This window comes from Bradyrhizobium sp. U87765 SZCCT0048 (assembly GCF_018131225.1).
GTDB lineage: Bacteria > Pseudomonadota > Alphaproteobacteria > Rhizobiales > Xanthobacteraceae > Bradyrhizobium_A.
Map to the genome: position 1 here is coordinate 475,834 of NZ_JAFCMM010000005.1, position 16,025 is coordinate 491,858.

The window sequence follows — 16,025 nt, forward strand, 5'->3', positions numbered from 1 at the left end:
CAACGCGCCGCGCGTCGCCGCGTCCGGCGTGCCGGCATCACCGCATCAGCAGCGGATCGACGGAGATGTCATGCTTCATGGCGCGCAGCGCGAACGTCGAGCGCGACTGGCGGATGCCGTCGATGCGGTACAGCGTCTCGCGCAGGAAGCGCTCGTAATGTTCAGTGCCGGCGACCGCGAGCTTGACCAGATAGTCGTAGTCGCCGGTGACGAGATGTGCCTCGATCACCTCCGGGCAGCGCGCCAGCGCGCTGCCGAATTTCTCCAGCACCTTGTCGTCGTGGCGGTCGAGCGTGATCTCGACGAATACGATGTTGGGCGCGCCGATCACCTTGTTGTCGAGCACGGCGACATAGCCGGCGATCGCGCCGGCCGCCTCCAGCCGCTTGACCCGCGTCCAGCACGGCGACGGCGACAGCCCGACCTTGTCGGCGAGCTCGCTCATGCTGAGGCGGCCGTCGGCGCGCAGCGCCGAAAGGATCTTGCGATCGATCAGGTCAAGGCCGTTGTCGGCGCCGGCTGTCCCGTTTTCGGATCGTTTATTCTGCCTTGCCATGTTCCGCCCATGAATCATTCTGTGATTGCTTGGTATGGCGGGTAATTCAGCAAGAAAATGCCCGTCGCGCCAGTAGAATGATCTGCAAGAGTGATGTCGGTGAGGAAACCGCTTCAGCAGGGAGGCCAGCCATGCTCGCGCTCGCAATGTCCACCGCGCCCCGTCCGCGCACCCTGATCCATCCCGGCCGCTTCGATCCCGTGCGCATCCGCAGCATGCATGCCGCGTCGGCGCGGCACTTCCGCCTCGCCTTGCAGCCCGGCCTCAGCCTGTTCGACGCGCTGGTGGGGCCGCTGGCGGCGGAAGGCGTCACCAGCGCCTCCACCACCATTCTCGGCGGCGCGTTCGCGCAGCTGCATTACTGCGTGGCGCCGCCGACGCCGGGGGGGCCCGCGGTGATCGCCTACAGCGCGCCGATCGACGCCGGTGCCGCGTTCCTGATCTTCGGCAACGCCACGCTCGGCAAGAGTATGCACGGCGCGCCGCTGGTGCATTGCCATGCCACGCTGCGCACCGCCGCGGGCGAGGTGAAGGGCGGCCATCTCATCCCCGAGGCGTGCATCGTCGGCGCCGAGCCGATCGGCGTGCTGGTGACGTCGCTCGATGCCTTCGAACTGCGCCAGGCGTTCGATCCGGAGACCAACATTCCACTGCTGCAGCCACGGGAGCGAGGCGATGACTGATACGATGAACGGAGCGACCGTGGTCGAGCGCGGCGCGATGGGCCGCGTCGCCTATGCGCGCATCGCGCCACACGAGGATCTCGTGCAGGGCGTCGAGAAGCTGTGTCTTGCTGAGGGCTTTCAGAATGCCTTCGTGCGCGGCGCGCTCGGCAGCCTGGTCGACGCCTGCGTCGGCACGCGCGACGGCCAGTATCGCCACATCCGCGGCCCGGCGGTGGAGATCGTCAGCCTCGCCGGCGAAGTCCGCGCCAGCGCCGACGGCTCGCTGAAAGCCGCGCTGACCGGCGTCGTCGCCGATCCCGACGGCAACGTCCATGGCGGCCCGTTCGTCGCCGGCCTCAATCCCGTGTGCATGACCTTCGAGGTCACGCTCGAGGAATGGCTGCCGGCGAGCTGAGGCTGTTTGTCGTCACGCCCGCCCGGCGATGAAGCGGTGGGCGTGGGACAGGAAGGCGATCGGGATCTGCAGCGTCAGGATGGCGTAGACCGCGAACAGGTCGTTCACGATGGTGCCGACGATGCCTTCATTGAGCGCGTCGGGGAGGCCCTGCAGCAGCAGCGGCGCGGCCTGTCCCAGTGCCCACGGCACGAGGCAGGCGGTGAGGCCGGCGAACAGTCGCCAACTGCTGCCGCGGCCGAATCGCCAGGCGCTGGCGATCGAGTGCGGGCGCTGGTCCGTCGCCAGGCCCGGCAGTGCGAGGCTGAGCCGCGCGCCGGCGAGCAGCGCGAGGCCACAGATCACCAGCACGCTTGCATAGACGCTCGCAGTGCTGACGGGATCCCACGAGAACAGGGACGGCGCGATCTTGATCGCAATCATGAACACGAGCGTGACGGCGACGCCGGCCGGCACGCACACGATGAGCGTGATCAGCAGGCCGGTGAGGATGTAGCGCCACAGCCGGCCGGACGCGAAATTGCCGGCGCTGAACGGCAGCATCCTGTCCAGCATCAGCAGGCGGTGCCAGGCGACAGCGATACTGGCGCTGCCCAGCAGCGCCACAGCCAGGAACGCCATCATGATGCGCCAGAGCGCAGACGCCTGATCCGGCGATCGTGCGGTGGTGGCCAATTCCTGTACGTCAGGAAGCCCGAACCATTGCCACAGCGGCAGCACCGCGATCAGCAGCCACACCCAGGAGATGCGCAGGAGGTCGACGAAGCGCGTGACGAACGAGGTGTAGGCGAGGGCGATGGTCGCGCCCAGCGGCATCTTGGCGGGAGTGGCTTCGGAGGTGAGGGCGATGCTCATGTCGGATGCCGGTCGATGCGTGTGTCAGGAAAAAGGTGACGGACAGTCTCACGTCCGCCCACTGAAATGGCGGTAGGCATGGGACAGGAATCCGACCGCGATCGGCAGGATGAGGAGGCCATAGACGGCGGACACGCCGTTGACGAGGGCGAACCAGACGGGATCGACGCCGTCGCCCCATGCGATGCTCAGGCTGGCCTTGCGAATGAACAGCAGCAAGGCCAGTTGCGCCAGCGCGGCGGCCGGGACGGTGCAGGCGAGGCCTCCCCAGAACAGCCGCCAGCTGTTGCCCTGTGTCGCGTTCCACGCAGCCTTGAGTGTCAGGCCGGTGTCGTCCACGGCCCGGGCCGGCAGCACCAGGCTGAGCCGCATGCCGACGAGCAGCGCCAGCAGGTAGACCGCCACGGTGACCACGAACAGCAGCGCCGGTGAAATCAGAAAGAACGGCACGATGACGAACAGCGACGGAATACCAAGCAACAGCACGATCAGCAGGGCATTACCGCAATAGCGCCAGAGGTTGCCGCTGGCGATGTTGGTGCCGCTCGCGCCGGGCGTTTCGTGCAGGATCAGGAGACGATGCCAGGCGACCGCGATGCTGAGGACGCCGAGAAGGGCTGTGATCGTCGCGAAGAAATCGGTCGCGAGCACTCCGACCGATTGGGGCGTGTCGTCGTCGGCGAGGGCAATGGCGGCGGTGACCGATGTCGCCTTCAGCCAGCCCGATGCGGCGCTGAGGAGGCCGGCGGCGACCAGCCAGACCCAGGAGATGCGCAGGATGTCGCCGAAGCGGTTGAAGAACGTCGCATAGGCGAGGTGGATTGTCTGGCGAAGCGGCAGCCTGGAGGGCGCGGCTTCGGACGCCGAGGAACTGGTCATGTCGAACCCGTAGTGGGACTTGATGGCTGGCGTGTTACGCCCGGCCGGTGAAATGGCGGTAGGCGTGGGACAGGAAGCCGATCGCGATCGGCAGCGTCAGCAGGTAGTAGGCGGTGAACACCACGCTGAGCACGGTTGCCTTGATGGCGAAGGAGCCGTCGAGCAGGGATTGCTGGTCCGGCACGCCGACAAGAAGCATGACCGCGAGCTGCGCCAGCACGGCGGTCGGTATGGTGCAGGCGATATAACCCCAGAACAGCCGCCAGCTGTTGCCGCGCGTGATGTCCCAGGCGGCTGAAAGCGTCATGGTACGGTCGTCGACTGCCTGCGCCGGCAGCATGATACTCAGCCGTCCTCCGACGAGCAGCGCGGCGATGTAGACACCGATCACGACGATCGCGAGCCAGCCCCAGAACAGCAGGAACACCGGTGCGATCGCGACCAGGGTCGGAACGAGAATCACGAGCGTGATCAGCAGCGCTGTGCCGAGGTAACGCCACACCCGGCCCGTCGTGATGTTGCTGCCGCTGGGCGGCGGTGCCTCGTGCAGGATGAGCAGGCGGTGCCAGGCGACCGCAATGCTGACGCCCGCCAGCAGGAAGGCAATGAAAAAGGCGCCATCGACCAGCCAGGATGTGATCGGCGTTCGCGGCACCATTTGATAGCGCAAGGTATCGACCGTCTGGTTCAGCTTGAGCCAGTTGGACATCGCGCCAAGCAGGGCGCAGGCCACGAGCCAGGCCGAGGAGATGCGCAGCACATCGCGGAAGCCATCGAAGAAGGTGGCGTAAGCGAGGCGGATGGTGGCGCGCAATGGCAGCTTCGGCAGGCGCGGCGCGGCGGTGGTCGCGAGGGTCATGGCAATCCTTTTGAGGCGGGGCGACTCACATCGGCGTGGCAGGGGGCCGGCGCGGGGTGATGGCGCGGGGGCAGGCGAAGTTGGAGCGCGCTCACGGCGCGAGCCTCCGACAAAGGTCTGTTGAAAAAAACACACGACGACAAAAGCAGCAGGTCACGCCGCAATCATATCGCGGATTCGCCTGCCGTCCATTTCATGAGCAACTGAGCGCACTCACCGCCCGCGATGCGCGCCACAAGGGTACTTCGGCACCGGTGGCGCTGGCGCCCGCGCAACCGCGCCATGCGTTTCCGGCCTCTCGCAGGTGAGTCCCCACACACTTATGTGATGCCGGCCGCCGTTGACTTGCCGCAGTGCCGCCTCGTATGTGAACGCATGTTTGCCAACACGCGTTTGCAGAAAGCGGAACGCCCTGAACCGCAAGGAGCGGGCATGCGACTGGACGACACCGCGGCGAGGCGGCTGGATTTTGACGACATCATGCTGCCTGAGCCGCAGGCCGCGACCATGCCGCTGGCGCTCGCCATCGGCGACCGGGTGCGCATGAGCGCGCTCGGGCAGGGCCGCCATCCGCGGTATGGCGACGTCGAGGGCGTCCTCATCCGCAAGGCCGCCGCCAGCGCCTGGCGCGTCAAGTTCGACGGACGAAACGCGCTGCAGACCATCCACCGCGATTATCTGGAAAAGGTGCCGGCCGACGAGTGAGACTGGGCGACGGGCCGTCGCCCTTCGAGGGCCGCTGCGCGGCTGCCTCAGGGTGACGGATCACAGCATGAACCATGCAAGATCGTGCGACACACTCTCTCCGTCATCCTGAGAGTCTGACCGAAAAAGCAATCACCGATCCAAATTTTTGTCGTCGCCGGGCTTGTCCCGGCGACCTCGATCAGGAAGGCACTGCGTCCCTAAGCGAGGTGGCCGGGACAAGCCCGGCCACGACAGAGAAATACGGAAAACGCCGTCACTTCACGGTCCCCTGACGCATTTTCGGTCAGACTCTGAGGTGCGTGCTCTTGGGCGCCTCGAAGGATGCACGGCCCCGGCGCTTGATGCCTGCGCGTCGCCCGCACGGGCCCGTCGCACGTGCCTCAGCGCCGTCCGCGCGGTGTCGGTCGAGCGGGTCGCTTGCGGGCTGCGGGCTTGGTCGGCGCGGTCTTGCGCGGCGGCGCGCGCTCGCCCGCCTCGACGCCGTCAGTCAGATAGGCCTGCAGCGTCGCGCCGACACGCTCGATCAGCGTGGAATGGGACAGCGCCGCCACCTGCGGCAGCACCAGCACGTAGCGTGTCATGGCAAGGCCGAGCATCTGCGTGCACATCAGCGCTGCGCGCTCGTCGGCGAGTGCCGGTCCGGTGATCGGCACGATCACCGGCAGCACCTGGGCGCGGAAGATTTCCTCCATCAGCTCGCGGCCGTCCTGGTGGGTGAGGCAGGCGCGCAGCAGTGCCGGCAGGTCGCCGTCGTCGGCTTCCCAGCGCTGGAGGAAGTGGCGCATCAGGGTGCGGCCGATCTCCGCGTGCGGCACCTGCGTCAGGTCCGGCATCGCGAGGTCGTAGGTCGCGGCGGCGGCGAACAGGCCTTCCTTGCTGCCGTAGTAGCGCATCACCATCGAGAAATGGATGCCGGCCGCGGCGGCGACGCTGCGGATGGTGGTGCGCTCGAAGCCCTCCTCGCCGAACAGCCGGCGCGCCGCCGCGAGGATGCGGTCGCGGGTCGGCTGGGAACGCAGCGGCTTGGCGGACGAGGCGGTCATGGCAGGAGTGTCGCTCATTCCCGTCGCAGGGTGCAAGCGGCGGATCGGGTCAAACGTGCGGCGATGCGCAGGTTTGGTTGACCTGACCTGTGTGCGATTTGTGCTGAGTGTTTCCTCACCTTCGGCCGCCACGCCTGGCGCGGCTTCGCCATGCACCGCGCGAACGATGGCGCGGCGATGCGCTGCATGCGGAGCGTTTCCTCGCCGCGACAGCGACGGCGGCGCATGCGGCGTGCACGACATCCGGTCCGTCACGCTGAGGCGGTCCCGCGCAGCGGGACCCTCGCAGGATAACGGTCCGCGCGATACGACGGTGATGGCGCGGAGCGCGTGGCATGAGGCCGAACATGACGATAGGCTCTGGAGTGTTTCCGCGGGAGTGCAACGATGACGCCTGATGCCGGTCCGACGATCTTTCTCAATGTCGATCTCGACCTGCGCTGTGCTGCAGGCCTCGACGACCTGCTGGCGGCGTTCGCGGCGGACACCATCGTTCTGAATCGCGCCGACGACTTCGCTTCGCTCGAAGCCGTCACGGATTCATCGACACTGGATGCCGCGGTGACGCGGCTGCTCGATGTCATCGCAGCGCTGCCGCCGGCGGCGCAGGCGCTGTGGCGCGCCTGCGAAACGCGGACCTTCAACATTGGCCTGCGCGCCGGCGTGTCGCCGGGCGGCATGATCTTCGATCTGCCGGCCGGCACGGTGCAGCGCCTCGCCGCTGCCGGAGCAGGCATCGCGATCACGGTCTATGCGTGAAGATTGCGCATCCCCGCGCGGTGGTGACGGACAGTGGGGCCACCGCGGCTGTCGCCGATGCCCGCCGCTTCATCGCCCGATGGTTGCGCTGCTCGCCTGGCACCTTGCTCCCGAATAATCCCGGCTCCTCTCTTTCTCTCCCGTTGCTGGGCAGACTTGCCGCCGTCTGCGCGGTCAGTGAATCCGGTTTCCGTCCTGGCGAGGGATCCCGGACGCCGAGCGGACGTGCTGCGCTGCGCCATAAATATGCATAAGCATATTATTTAATAGGCAATCTGCTGATGTGCGCTGCAGAAGCGAAAATTTTAGGTTTAAAGGATTGACAGGCATTCACCGAGAAATATGATTTTGCATATATCTCCCGGACAAGGGAGCAGAGACAGGGACGGGGAATGGCGGAGCGGTCGTTTGCACGCGAGGTCGAGGAGCTCAAGCTCGGCGCCGGCGAGGTGTTCCGCGGCGAGGGCATCCTCGCGCTCACCAAGGGTCTGCTGCAGGCCGGCGTCGCCTATGTCGGCGGCTACCAGGGCTCGCCGATTTCCCATCTGATGGACGTGCTCGCCGACGCCAAGGACGTCATGGCGGAGCTCGGCGTCCATTTCGAAACGTCCGCGTCGGAGGCGGCGGCCGCCGCGATGCTGTCGGCCTCGGTGATGTATCCGGTGCGCGGCGCGGTGACCTGGAAGTCCACCGCCGGCACCAATGTCGCGGCGGACGCGCTCTCCAACCTGTCGTCGGGCGGCGTCACCGGCGGCGCGCTGATCATCCTCGGCGAGGATTTTGGCGAGGGCTCCTCGATCATGCAGGAGCGCTCGCACGCCTTCGCGATGAAATCGCAGATCTGGCTGCTCGATCCCCGGCCGAACCTGCCGGCGATCGTACAGGCGGTGGCGGACGGTTTTGAGCTGTCGGAGGCCTCCAATACGCCGGTGATGCTGCAGGTGCGCATCCGCGCCTGCCATGTCCACGGCCAGTTCGTCGCCAAAGACAACCAGCGGCCGCGTCATACCCTGCGCGAGGCGCTGGAGAACCCGGTGCGCGACGTCAACCGCATCGTGCTGCCGCCGGCGAACTTCATGCACGAGAAGGACAAGCTGGAGCGGCGCTGGCCGGCGGCGGTGGAGTTCATCAGGGCGCGCAAGCTCAACGAGACCTTTGGCCCCACCGAGGGCGACGTCGGCATCGTCATGCTCGGCGGCCTCTACAACTCGGTGATGCGGACGCTGCAGCAGCTCGGCCTCGCCGATGTCTACGGCGTCTCGGCCATTCCGCTCTATGTCATGAACGTCGCCTATCCGCTGATCGACGACGAGCTCGTCACGTTCTGCAGCGGCAAGCGCGCGGTGCTGATGGTCGAGGAAGGCGCGCCGGAGTACATCGAGCAGGCGCTCAACACCCTGCTGCGCCGGCGCGATATTCAGACAGCGGTCGCCGGCAAGGACGTGCTGCCGCTCGGCGGCGAGTACACCGCGCCGGTGCTGCTCGACGGCGTCAGCCAGTTCCTGAAGCGATACGCGCCAACATTGCTCGGCAACCAGCCGCCGGTGCCTGACCCGCGCGCGGTGCTGAGCGATCCCAAGGTCAAGGCGCTCGCCGAAGTGGTGCCGCCGCGCCCCGCCGGCTTCTGCACCGGCTGTCCGGAGCGGCCGATCTTCGCGGCGATGAAGCTGGTGGAGAAGGAGCTCGGGCCCCACCACGTCTCCGCCGACATCGGCTGTCACCTGTTCTCGATCCTGCCGCCGTTCAACATCGGCGGCACCACCATGGGCTATGGCCTCGGGCCGGCGTCCGCGTCCGCCTTCAATGTCGAGGCCGGCAAGCGCGCCATCTCGGTGATGGGCGACGGCGGCTTCTGGCACAACGGCCTCACCACCTCGGTCGGCAACGCGGTGTTCAACAAGCAGGACGGCGTCATCCTTGTCGTCGACAACTTCTATTCGGCGGCGACCGGCGGCCAGGACGTCATGTCGTCGCGCGCGTTCAACCCGCGCCGCAAGACCAACAACTCCATCGTCAATGCGGTGCGCGGCATCGGCGCCACCTGGGTGCGCCAGATCGACCGCACCTATGACGTCGCGCGCATGCGCGACACCCTGCGCGAGGCGCTGACCACGAAGGACAAGGGGCCGAAGATCATCGTCGCCTCGTCCGAATGCATGCTCAACAAGCAGCGCCGGGTGAAGCCGCTGTTCGCCAAGGCGGTCAAGGACGGCCAGCGAATCGTCAAGGAACGCTTCGGCGTCGATGAGGACGTCTGCACCGGCGATCATGCCTGCATCCGCCTGTCGGGCTGCCCGTCGCTGTCGGTCAAGCACACGGACGATCCGCTCAAGGACGATCCGGTGGCGGCGATCGACAATTCCTGCGTCGGCTGCGGCAACTGCGGCGAGGTGTCGGAGGCCGCGGTGCTGTGCCCGTCGTTCTACCGCGCCGACATCATCCACAATCCGACGCGGTGGGACCGCCTGCTGCAGCGCGTGCGCGGCGCGGTGATCGGCGCCCTGCAGCGCCGCCGCGCGGCGCGCCGCATCGCGTTTGCGGAGTAGACCATGATGATCTCGCGTTCGATCTGCGTCATCGGTCTCCCGGAGAGCCTGACTGAACATGCAGTCCGCATTTTCAATGCCTTTGTTGGAGCGCGCGGCAAATCAGTTCTCTCCGTCATGCCCGGCCTTGTGCCGGGCATCCACGTCTTCACGGCCTGGCAATGCAGCAAGACGTGGATGGCCGGGACAAGCCCGGCCATGACGCGTTCGACAATGAACGCCCTGTTTCGTGGGCTTCTTTGTGAATCAAGCTCTGAGGTGGCCGCGCTCCTGCGCGGCCCTCGAAGGGTGGCGGCCCGAGCCGTGGCTCAGGGGCCGTTCATCCTTCGAGGCTCGCTGGGGCCGTCCTTGGATCGTGCTTCGTGCCCAGCCGTCCGCTCGCACCTCAGGATGACGGATGACTGCGCTCTTCAAACCCGTCACGCGTCAGGGGCGCGGCCATGAACCAGCACGTCACCAACGCTGCGCGTCTCGCCACCGTCAAGCCGCTGAGCATCGCCATCCTCGCCATGGGCGGGCAGGGCGGCGGCGTGCTCGCGGACTGGATCGTCGCGCTCGCCGAAGCGCAGGGTTTTGTGGCGCAGTCGACCTCGGTGCCCGGCGTCGCCCAGCGCACCGGCGCCACCATCTATTATGTCGAAATGCTGCCGGCCAAGGACGGCATCGCGCCGATCCTGTCGCTGATGCCGACGCCCGGCGACGTCGATGTCGTGCTGGCGGCGGAGCTGATGGAGGCGGGCCGCTCGGTGCTGCGCGGCCTCGTCACCCCGGACAGGACGCTGCTGATCGCCTCGACCCACCGCGCTTTTGCGGTCAGCGAGAAGGAGGCGCCGGGCGACGGCGCCGGCAATCCCGTGGTCGTCGTCGACGCCACCGACATCGCCGCGCGAAAAACCATCGCGTTCGACATGGAGGCGCTGGCGCAGCGCAATGGCAGCGTGATCTCGTCGGTGCTGTTCGGCGCGCTTGCTGCGTCCGGCGCGCTGCCGTTCGATCGCTCAGCCTTCGAGGCCACCATCCGCGGCGGCGGCAAGGGCGCGGACGCGAGTCTGAAGGCGTTCGCGGCCGCGTATGACCGCGCCCGCGACAAGCCGCGCGATGTCGTGGCGCTGCCCGCCAAGCGGCTCGATCCGCTGCCGGTGCGCGCCGGCCATCCGCTGCTCGACGCCCTCATCGATCGCATCCGCACGGGCTTTCCGGACGCCGCTCACGCCATGCTGTTCGCCGGCGTCAAGCGCCTGGTGGATTTCCAGGATGTTGCTTATGCGGACGAATATCTCGACCGCATGATGGATCTGCTCGCTTGCGACCGCGCTGGCGGTGGCGAGGCGCATGGCTTTGCCTTCACCACGCATGCCGCAAAGTATCTCGCGGTCGCCATGGCCTATGACGATGTCATCCGCGTCGCCGACCTGAAGGTGCGGGCGACGCGCTTCGCCCGGGTGCGCGCCGAGGTCGGCGCCAAGGACGATCAGATCGTCGCCACCACCGAATACATGCACCCGCGCATGGAGGAGGTCTGCGGCACGCTGCCGAAAGGCTTAGGTGAATGGATCGAGGCGCGGCCCAAACTGTTCGCGGCGCTCGACCGGCTGGTCAACAAGGGCCGGCGGGTGCGCACCAACACCATCTTCTGGTTCGTCGCGCTTTATGCCGTCTCGGCGTTGCGCGCGCGCCGGCGCGGCACGCTGCGCCATCATCGCGAAGGGCTCCACCGCGAGGCCTGGCTCGACCGCGCGGTCGCGCTGCTCGCCACCAACTACGACCTCGCGGTCGAGGTGCTGGATTGCCGGCGGCTGGTGAAGGGTTATTCCGATACCCACGCACGCGGACAGTCGAAGTTCGATCGCGTGCTGTCGGCGCTGCCGCAGCTCGCCGGCCGTGCCGACGGCGCGGCGTGGCTGAAGCGGTTGCGCCAGGCGGCGCTGATGGATGAAGGCGGCGTCGCGCTCGACGGCGCGCTGAAGACGATCGCGACCCTCTGAAGGCCGCCGCCCGCATGCACGGGCGGCCCCGGAGGGTGTGGACAGGACAACGTGAATGGACAGACTGGGAGGGCTGACATGACGAGTGTTGACGGAACGATGGCCAAAGCGGCGACAACGGCAGGCGGCTTTGCCGGTACGAGCGCGGTCTCGTCGCGTACCAGCGTGCTGGTGGTGGCGCTGTGCTGGATCGCGATCTTCTCCGAGGGCTATGACGTCGGCGTGCTCGGCGCCATCCTGCCGGCGCTGGCCACCGATGCCAGCTGGAAGCTGACGCCGCTCGAGCTCGGCGCGCTCGGCAGCTACACCCTGCTCGGCATGCTGGCGGGGGGCCTGCTCAGCGGCATGCTGAGCGATCTCTATGGCCGCAAGCCGCTGTTCGTCGGGTGCCTCACCCTGTTTGCCGCCTGCATGGTGGTCACCGCGTGGTCGCCGACGCCGGCATGGTTCGGCATCAGCCGGTTCATCGCCGGGCTTGGCCTCGGCGGCATCATTCCGGTGGCCGCGGCGCTGACCATCGAGTATTCGCCGTCTCACAGGAAGAGCCTGAACTACGGCATCATGTACTCCGGCTATTCCATCGGCATCCTCGTCGCCGCGCTAGTCGGCAAGGCGATACTGCCGGAGCACGGCTGGCGCCCGGTGGTGCTGGTTGGCGCGCTGCCGGTGGTGTTCGTGCCGCTGATGGCGTGGCTGCTGCCGGAATCGCTGGAGTCGCTGGTGGCGCGCGGCCGCACCGACGCGGCGCGCAAGCTCGCGGCCAGGCTCCGTGTCGCGGTGCCGTCGGCTCCAGCAAAAGTGCAGCAGGTCGGCTGGAAGACCGTGCTCGGCGAGATCTTCTCCCCGCGCAACGCCTTCGCCACCGTCTGCTTCTGGATCGCGCTGTTCATGGGCCTGCTGCTGGTCTATGGCATTGCGCAGTGGCTGCCGCAGATCATGCGCAAGAGCGGCTACAATCTCGGCGACGCGCTGCTGTTCCTCGCGGTGTTCAGCTTCACCTCGGCGATCGGCGGCATCGTGCTCGGCCAGTGGGCCGACCGCTTCGGCGTGCGTCTCACCGTGACGCTGGCGTATCTGCTCGGCGCCGTCGGCATCGCGGCGCTGGCGTTCAAGGGCCCGCTGTGGGTGAACTATGCCATGGTCGCGGTCGCCGGCTTCGGCACGGTGTCGGCATCGCTGATCCTCACCGGCTATCTCGCCGACTACCTCGCGCCGTTTGCGCGCTCCGCCGGCACCGGCTGGGCCCTGAGCTTCGCCCGCATCGGCGCGCTCACCGGCCCGCTGGTCGGCGGCTACATCGCCAGCCTCTCGGTCGGCCCGCAGTGGAATTTTTATGTGTTCGCGGTCATCGCGGCGATCGCGGCGGTGGCCACGGCGCTGATCCCGGCGAAGCGGGTGGGGTAGGGCGGCCGCGACAGTCTGTCCTCGTAGGCCCGCGAAGCTGCTTCATCCAATGCGTCATGGCCGGGCTTGTCCCGGCCATCCACGTCTTCCTTGCAGCGATACACTAAAGACGTGGATGCCCGGCACAAGGCCGGGCATGACGACGTTGGGTGGCGTGAGCGTCTCGACAAATACCGCGTCATTGCCGGGCTTGACCCGGCAATCCAGCTTGCTTGCCGCACGACGAGGAGTTCTTAAGCTGGATCACCGGGTCTCGGCGCTGCGCGCCGGCCCGGTGATGACGCAGAAAAGGACGAGGCGCCTCGTGTCTTTCGACGGAGACGACGCTATCACCAGTTCGTCCGGCGAACTTCGCCCCCGCCCTCACATATCGTGCTTGCGGATGTTGCGCAGGATCTTCTGCAGGGTGCCGAGGAAGGCGCGGTATTCGTCCTCGTCGACGCCGTCGAACATCTGGACGAGCATGCGGTACATGGTCGGCCATACCTTGTCGAAGGCGGCGCGGCCCTTGTCGGTGATGCTGACGTCGCGCACCCGCATGTCGTCGGGGCGGGGCTGGCGGCGGATGTAGCCCTGGTCCTCCAGCGACTCCACCGTGCGGCTCATGGTCGACTGCTCGGTGACCGCGAACACCGACAATTCATTGATGGTCATGCTCGACGACACGCTGAGCACCGCGAGCGCGCGCATCTTGGCGGTGGTCATGTCGAGGTCTTTCAGTTCCTCGGTGATGTTGGTGTTCCACCGCGCCATCACCCGGTTCATCAGGTAGGGCGCAAAACTGTTCAGCCCGATCTCGCCCATGCTCGGCAGATCGTCGTCGCCCGTGGCGCCGAACACGCTGCCCGCAAACCGCTCCGCCATGCCGTCTCCCGTGGTGTCGTCGGGGCGACTCAAACAGAAAAAGCCGCCGCGCCGCAAGCGTGGCGTGCGGGCGGACGGTTGGAAGAGATCACATTCCGCCGGCGCTGATCGGGTGCAAGTCACCACAGCTGCAGGCACGCTGCCCTTTCCCCGTCTTCCTGAGGTGCGGGCGCCAGCGCGCCGCGAAGGATGAACGGCAGGGTCGCTCGCGCCGCCTCGGTCAGCTCGCGGCGTGATGATGAGGCTGGAACAGGCGGCCCTTCTCGGCGACGGCGACGACGCCGAGCGCCGCGAGGGCGCAGATGAAGAAGCCGACGGCGAACGGCATCAAGGTGCCGTCGTAGCTCTGCCCGATGACCGCGCCGACGCAGATGCCGAGCAGCGTGGTGATCGAGCCATAGAACGACGACGCGGTGCCGGCGATGTGGCCCTGCGGCTCCATGGCGAGCGCGGTGAAGTTGGCGAAGGTGAGCCCGAAGGCGAACATCATGCAGGTCGACAGCGCCAGGAACAGCCACAGCGGCAGCGTGTGCAGCAGCTCGGCGCCGAGCATCACCGAGGAGATCGCGACGAAGCCGACCAGCGCGCCGTGGGACATCACGCGCATGCCGAGCCGGCCGACGACGCGGGCATTGAAAAAGCCGGCGCAGGCAACGCCCATGGCGCACAGCGCGAAGGCCAGCGGGAAGTAGTGGCCAAGGCCATAGATGCCGGTGAACACCTGCTGGGAGGCGAACACGAAGGCGAACAGCGTGCCCTGCACGCCGCCGGCGGCGAGCGCGTAGCCCAGCGTCTGGCGATTGGTGATGGTCTGGCGATAGGCGCCGAGCACCTGGCCGATCGCCAGCGACTTGCGTCGCGACGGCGGCAGCGTCTCGGGCATGCGCGCCGCGCTCCATGCCAGCACGAGCAGGCCATAGGCCAGCAGGATGATGAAGATGCCGCGCCACTGCGTCGCCAGCATCACCAATTGGCCGAACGACGGCGCCAGCACCGGCACGGCGATGAAGATCATGATGGTCAGCGACATCACGCCGGCCATGCGGCGGCCGGCATAGCAGTCGCGCACGATCGAGGTGGCGATGACGCGTGTCGCCGAGGTGGCGAAGCCCTGTACCGCGCGGGCGAGCAGCAGTGCGCCGAACGACGGCGCGACGATCGCCAGCACGCTGGCGATGGCATACAGCGTCAGCCCGCCGATCAGGATCGGGCGGCGGCCGAAGCGATCGGCGAGCGGCCCCATGATCAGCTGGCCGGCGCCGAAGCCGGTGAGGAACAGCGCCAGCACCGCCTGCAGATGGTTGCCGTCCGCGACCGCGAATGCCGCGCCGATGTTCGGCAGCGCCGGCAGCATCATGTCCATGGCGAGGGGGTTCAGCGCCATGACCGCGGCGATCGTCAGCACGAATTCGGCGAAGCCCATCGGCTGGTGCGCAGCCGACGCGGCGGCGTCGGCGTTGGTCTGGACATCGGTCACGTGCGGGGATCCTGTGAAACCCCAGAACTACGCCCATTCTGGTGCACCGCACAACCCATGTTCGGGCATGGACGGGCGCGGGAAACGCGGGGGACGTGCGTGCGGCGGGGCGGATTGTGTCGGCGCCGTGACGGCGGCGGCCGGGCGGGGCCTGGTGCTGCCCATGATGTGTGCGCCCGCGGTCAACGGCCGGGCAATGCGCGGCCTATTTCGTGGCCGAGGTGCGGATCGGCGTGTCCCTGAGGCCGTTGGCGTCGTAGGCGCGGCGCAGCAGGCCGTTCTGGATCGCGTCCCCATGAACTGCGTCACGAAGGCCAGCGCCCGGGCGTGGCCGGGTGGCACCGCCACCGCCGTCACCGTCTGCTTGAAGGTCTCGTCCAGCACCCGCGTGCCCGGGATCTTCGCCGCGATGGCGGTGAGCTGGTCGCGCGACAGCGCGAAGGCGTCGACCTTGCCGTCGCGGAGCAGGCCGAAGATCTCGTCATAGGTCGCATGGCCGGTGACATGGGCGGCCTTCAGATGGGCGACCGCGCCACGCATGGTCGTGGTGTTGTTGACCGCGGCGACCTCGACGCCGGGCTGGTCGAGCTGCGCGAACGTCGTCACGCGCGATCCCGCGCGCACGATGTAGGTGGCGTCGGCGACCTCGTAGATCGGGCCGAACGCCATCTTGGTCATGCGCTCGGCATCCTGCGGCAGGAAGGTGACATCCCAGGCGCCGCTCGCCGCAGCGTCGGTGATCTGGCCTGAGTTCTGGTAGGGGACATAGGCCACCGGCACATGCAGCGTCTCCGCCATGGCGCGGCCGAGATCGACCGGCACGCCGGCATAGCCGGTCGCCGTCTTCGTGCACCAGAACGCGCCGCCGGCAGGGCTGATGGCGATGGCGACGCGCAGCGTGCCCGTCGGCGCGATGTCGTCGCGCAGGGGATCGGCGGCGGCGGGCGTGAGGCTGGCCATGATCAATCCGTGAGGCAGGGGCAGGGGAAGGGCGATCAGCGCGGCGGCGC

The 16,025-nt window shown here is 67.6% G+C and carries 14 protein-coding genes and 1 pseudogene; 7 read left to right on the top strand and 8 right to left on the bottom strand.

The features are described from left to right. Positions 1-37: 37 nt before the first annotated feature. Positions 38-556 carry an Lrp/AsnC family transcriptional regulator gene (locus tag JQ639_RS28835; RefSeq protein ID WP_211962839.1) on the bottom strand — a complete coding sequence of 173 codons (519 nt, stop codon included), beginning with the start codon at positions 554-556 and terminating at the stop codon, positions 38-40. A gap of 131 nt (positions 557-687) precedes the next feature. Here JQ639_RS28835 and JQ639_RS28840 point away from each other — a divergent pair, with 131 nt between their 5' ends. After that, positions 688-1,239 carry a PPC domain-containing DNA-binding protein gene (locus JQ639_RS28840; RefSeq protein ID WP_211962841.1) on the top strand — a complete coding sequence of 184 codons (552 nt, stop codon included), beginning with the start codon at positions 688-690 and terminating at the stop codon, positions 1,237-1,239. A 4-nt stretch (positions 1,240-1,243) separates the two neighbouring features. Next, positions 1,244-1,636, top strand: a complete 393-nt coding sequence (locus JQ639_RS28845; RefSeq protein WP_211964928.1) for a PPC domain-containing DNA-binding protein — start codon at positions 1,244-1,246, stop codon at positions 1,634-1,636. Between the two features lie 12 nt (positions 1,637-1,648). Here the strand turns inward: JQ639_RS28845 and JQ639_RS28850 are convergent, their stop codons facing one another. Genes JQ639_RS28850 through JQ639_RS28860 form a run of 3 tightly spaced genes read right to left on the bottom strand, consistent with a single transcriptional unit; the run spans position 1,649 to position 4,229 of the window. After that, complete coding sequence (locus tag JQ639_RS28850; RefSeq protein WP_211962843.1) at positions 1,649-2,491, bottom strand: hypothetical protein; 843 nt, start codon at positions 2,489-2,491, stop codon at positions 1,649-1,651. A 48-nt stretch (positions 2,492-2,539) separates the two neighbouring features. Continuing rightward, positions 2,540-3,370: a hypothetical protein gene (locus JQ639_RS28855; RefSeq protein WP_211962845.1), complete on the bottom strand. Its 831-nt coding sequence runs from the start codon at positions 3,368-3,370 to the stop codon at positions 2,540-2,542. A gap of 34 nt (positions 3,371-3,404) precedes the next feature. Next, complete coding sequence (locus JQ639_RS28860; protein ID WP_211962847.1) at positions 3,405-4,229, bottom strand: hypothetical protein; 825 nt, start codon at positions 4,227-4,229, stop codon at positions 3,405-3,407. 375 nt (positions 4,230-4,604) lie between these two features. Here JQ639_RS28860 and JQ639_RS28865 point away from each other — a divergent pair, with 375 nt between their 5' ends. After that, the gene (locus JQ639_RS28865) at positions 4,605-4,934 is read left to right on the top strand and encodes a hypothetical protein (protein ID WP_211962850.1); all 330 of its coding nucleotides are present in this window, start codon (positions 4,605-4,607) and stop codon (positions 4,932-4,934) included. 383 nt (positions 4,935-5,317) lie between these two features. On the opposite strand, the gene JQ639_RS28870 is transcribed toward JQ639_RS28865, so the two are convergent. Further along, a complete protein-coding gene (locus JQ639_RS28870) occupies positions 5,318-5,980 on the bottom strand; it encodes a TetR/AcrR family transcriptional regulator (protein WP_211962852.1) in 663 nt (220 codons plus the stop codon). Between the two features lie 387 nt (positions 5,981-6,367). Here JQ639_RS28870 and JQ639_RS28875 point away from each other — a divergent pair, with 387 nt between their 5' ends. The 4 genes from JQ639_RS28875 (at position 6,368) to JQ639_RS28890 (ending at position 12,674) form a co-directional block, all read left to right on the top strand. After that, positions 6,368-6,739, top strand: a complete 372-nt coding sequence (locus tag JQ639_RS28875) for a hypothetical protein (protein WP_211962853.1) — start codon at positions 6,368-6,370, stop codon at positions 6,737-6,739. A gap of 392 nt (positions 6,740-7,131) precedes the next feature. Beyond that, positions 7,132-9,285, top strand: coding sequence for a ferredoxin family protein (locus tag JQ639_RS28880; protein WP_211962854.1), 2,154 nt, complete (start codon positions 7,132-7,134; stop codon positions 9,283-9,285). A 440-nt stretch (positions 9,286-9,725) separates the two neighbouring features. Beyond that, on the top strand, positions 9,726-11,270 hold the full coding sequence (locus JQ639_RS28885) for an indolepyruvate oxidoreductase subunit beta family protein (protein ID WP_211962856.1): 1,545 nt from the start codon (positions 9,726-9,728) through the stop codon (positions 11,268-11,270). Between the two features lie 78 nt (positions 11,271-11,348). Next, positions 11,349-12,674 carry an MFS transporter gene (locus JQ639_RS28890; protein ID WP_249122837.1) on the top strand — a complete coding sequence of 442 codons (1,326 nt, stop codon included), beginning with the start codon at positions 11,349-11,351 and terminating at the stop codon, positions 12,672-12,674. 363 nt (positions 12,675-13,037) lie between these two features. Here JQ639_RS28890 and JQ639_RS28895 read toward each other — a convergent pair whose 3' ends face one another. From JQ639_RS28895 to JQ639_RS28905, 3 genes and pseudogenes are all read right to left on the bottom strand, one after another. After that, positions 13,038-13,538, bottom strand: a complete 501-nt coding sequence (locus tag JQ639_RS28895) for a MarR family winged helix-turn-helix transcriptional regulator (RefSeq protein WP_211962857.1) — start codon at positions 13,536-13,538, stop codon at positions 13,038-13,040. 220 nt (positions 13,539-13,758) lie between these two features. Next, positions 13,759-15,015 carry a multidrug effflux MFS transporter gene (locus JQ639_RS28900; RefSeq protein ID WP_211962859.1) on the bottom strand — a complete coding sequence of 419 codons (1,257 nt, stop codon included), beginning with the start codon at positions 15,013-15,015 and terminating at the stop codon, positions 13,759-13,761. A 205-nt stretch (positions 15,016-15,220) separates the two neighbouring features. Then, positions 15,221-15,975 (bottom strand): annotated as a pseudogene (locus tag JQ639_RS28905) (transporter substrate-binding domain-containing protein). Between the last annotated feature and the right edge of the window lie 50 nt (positions 15,976-16,025).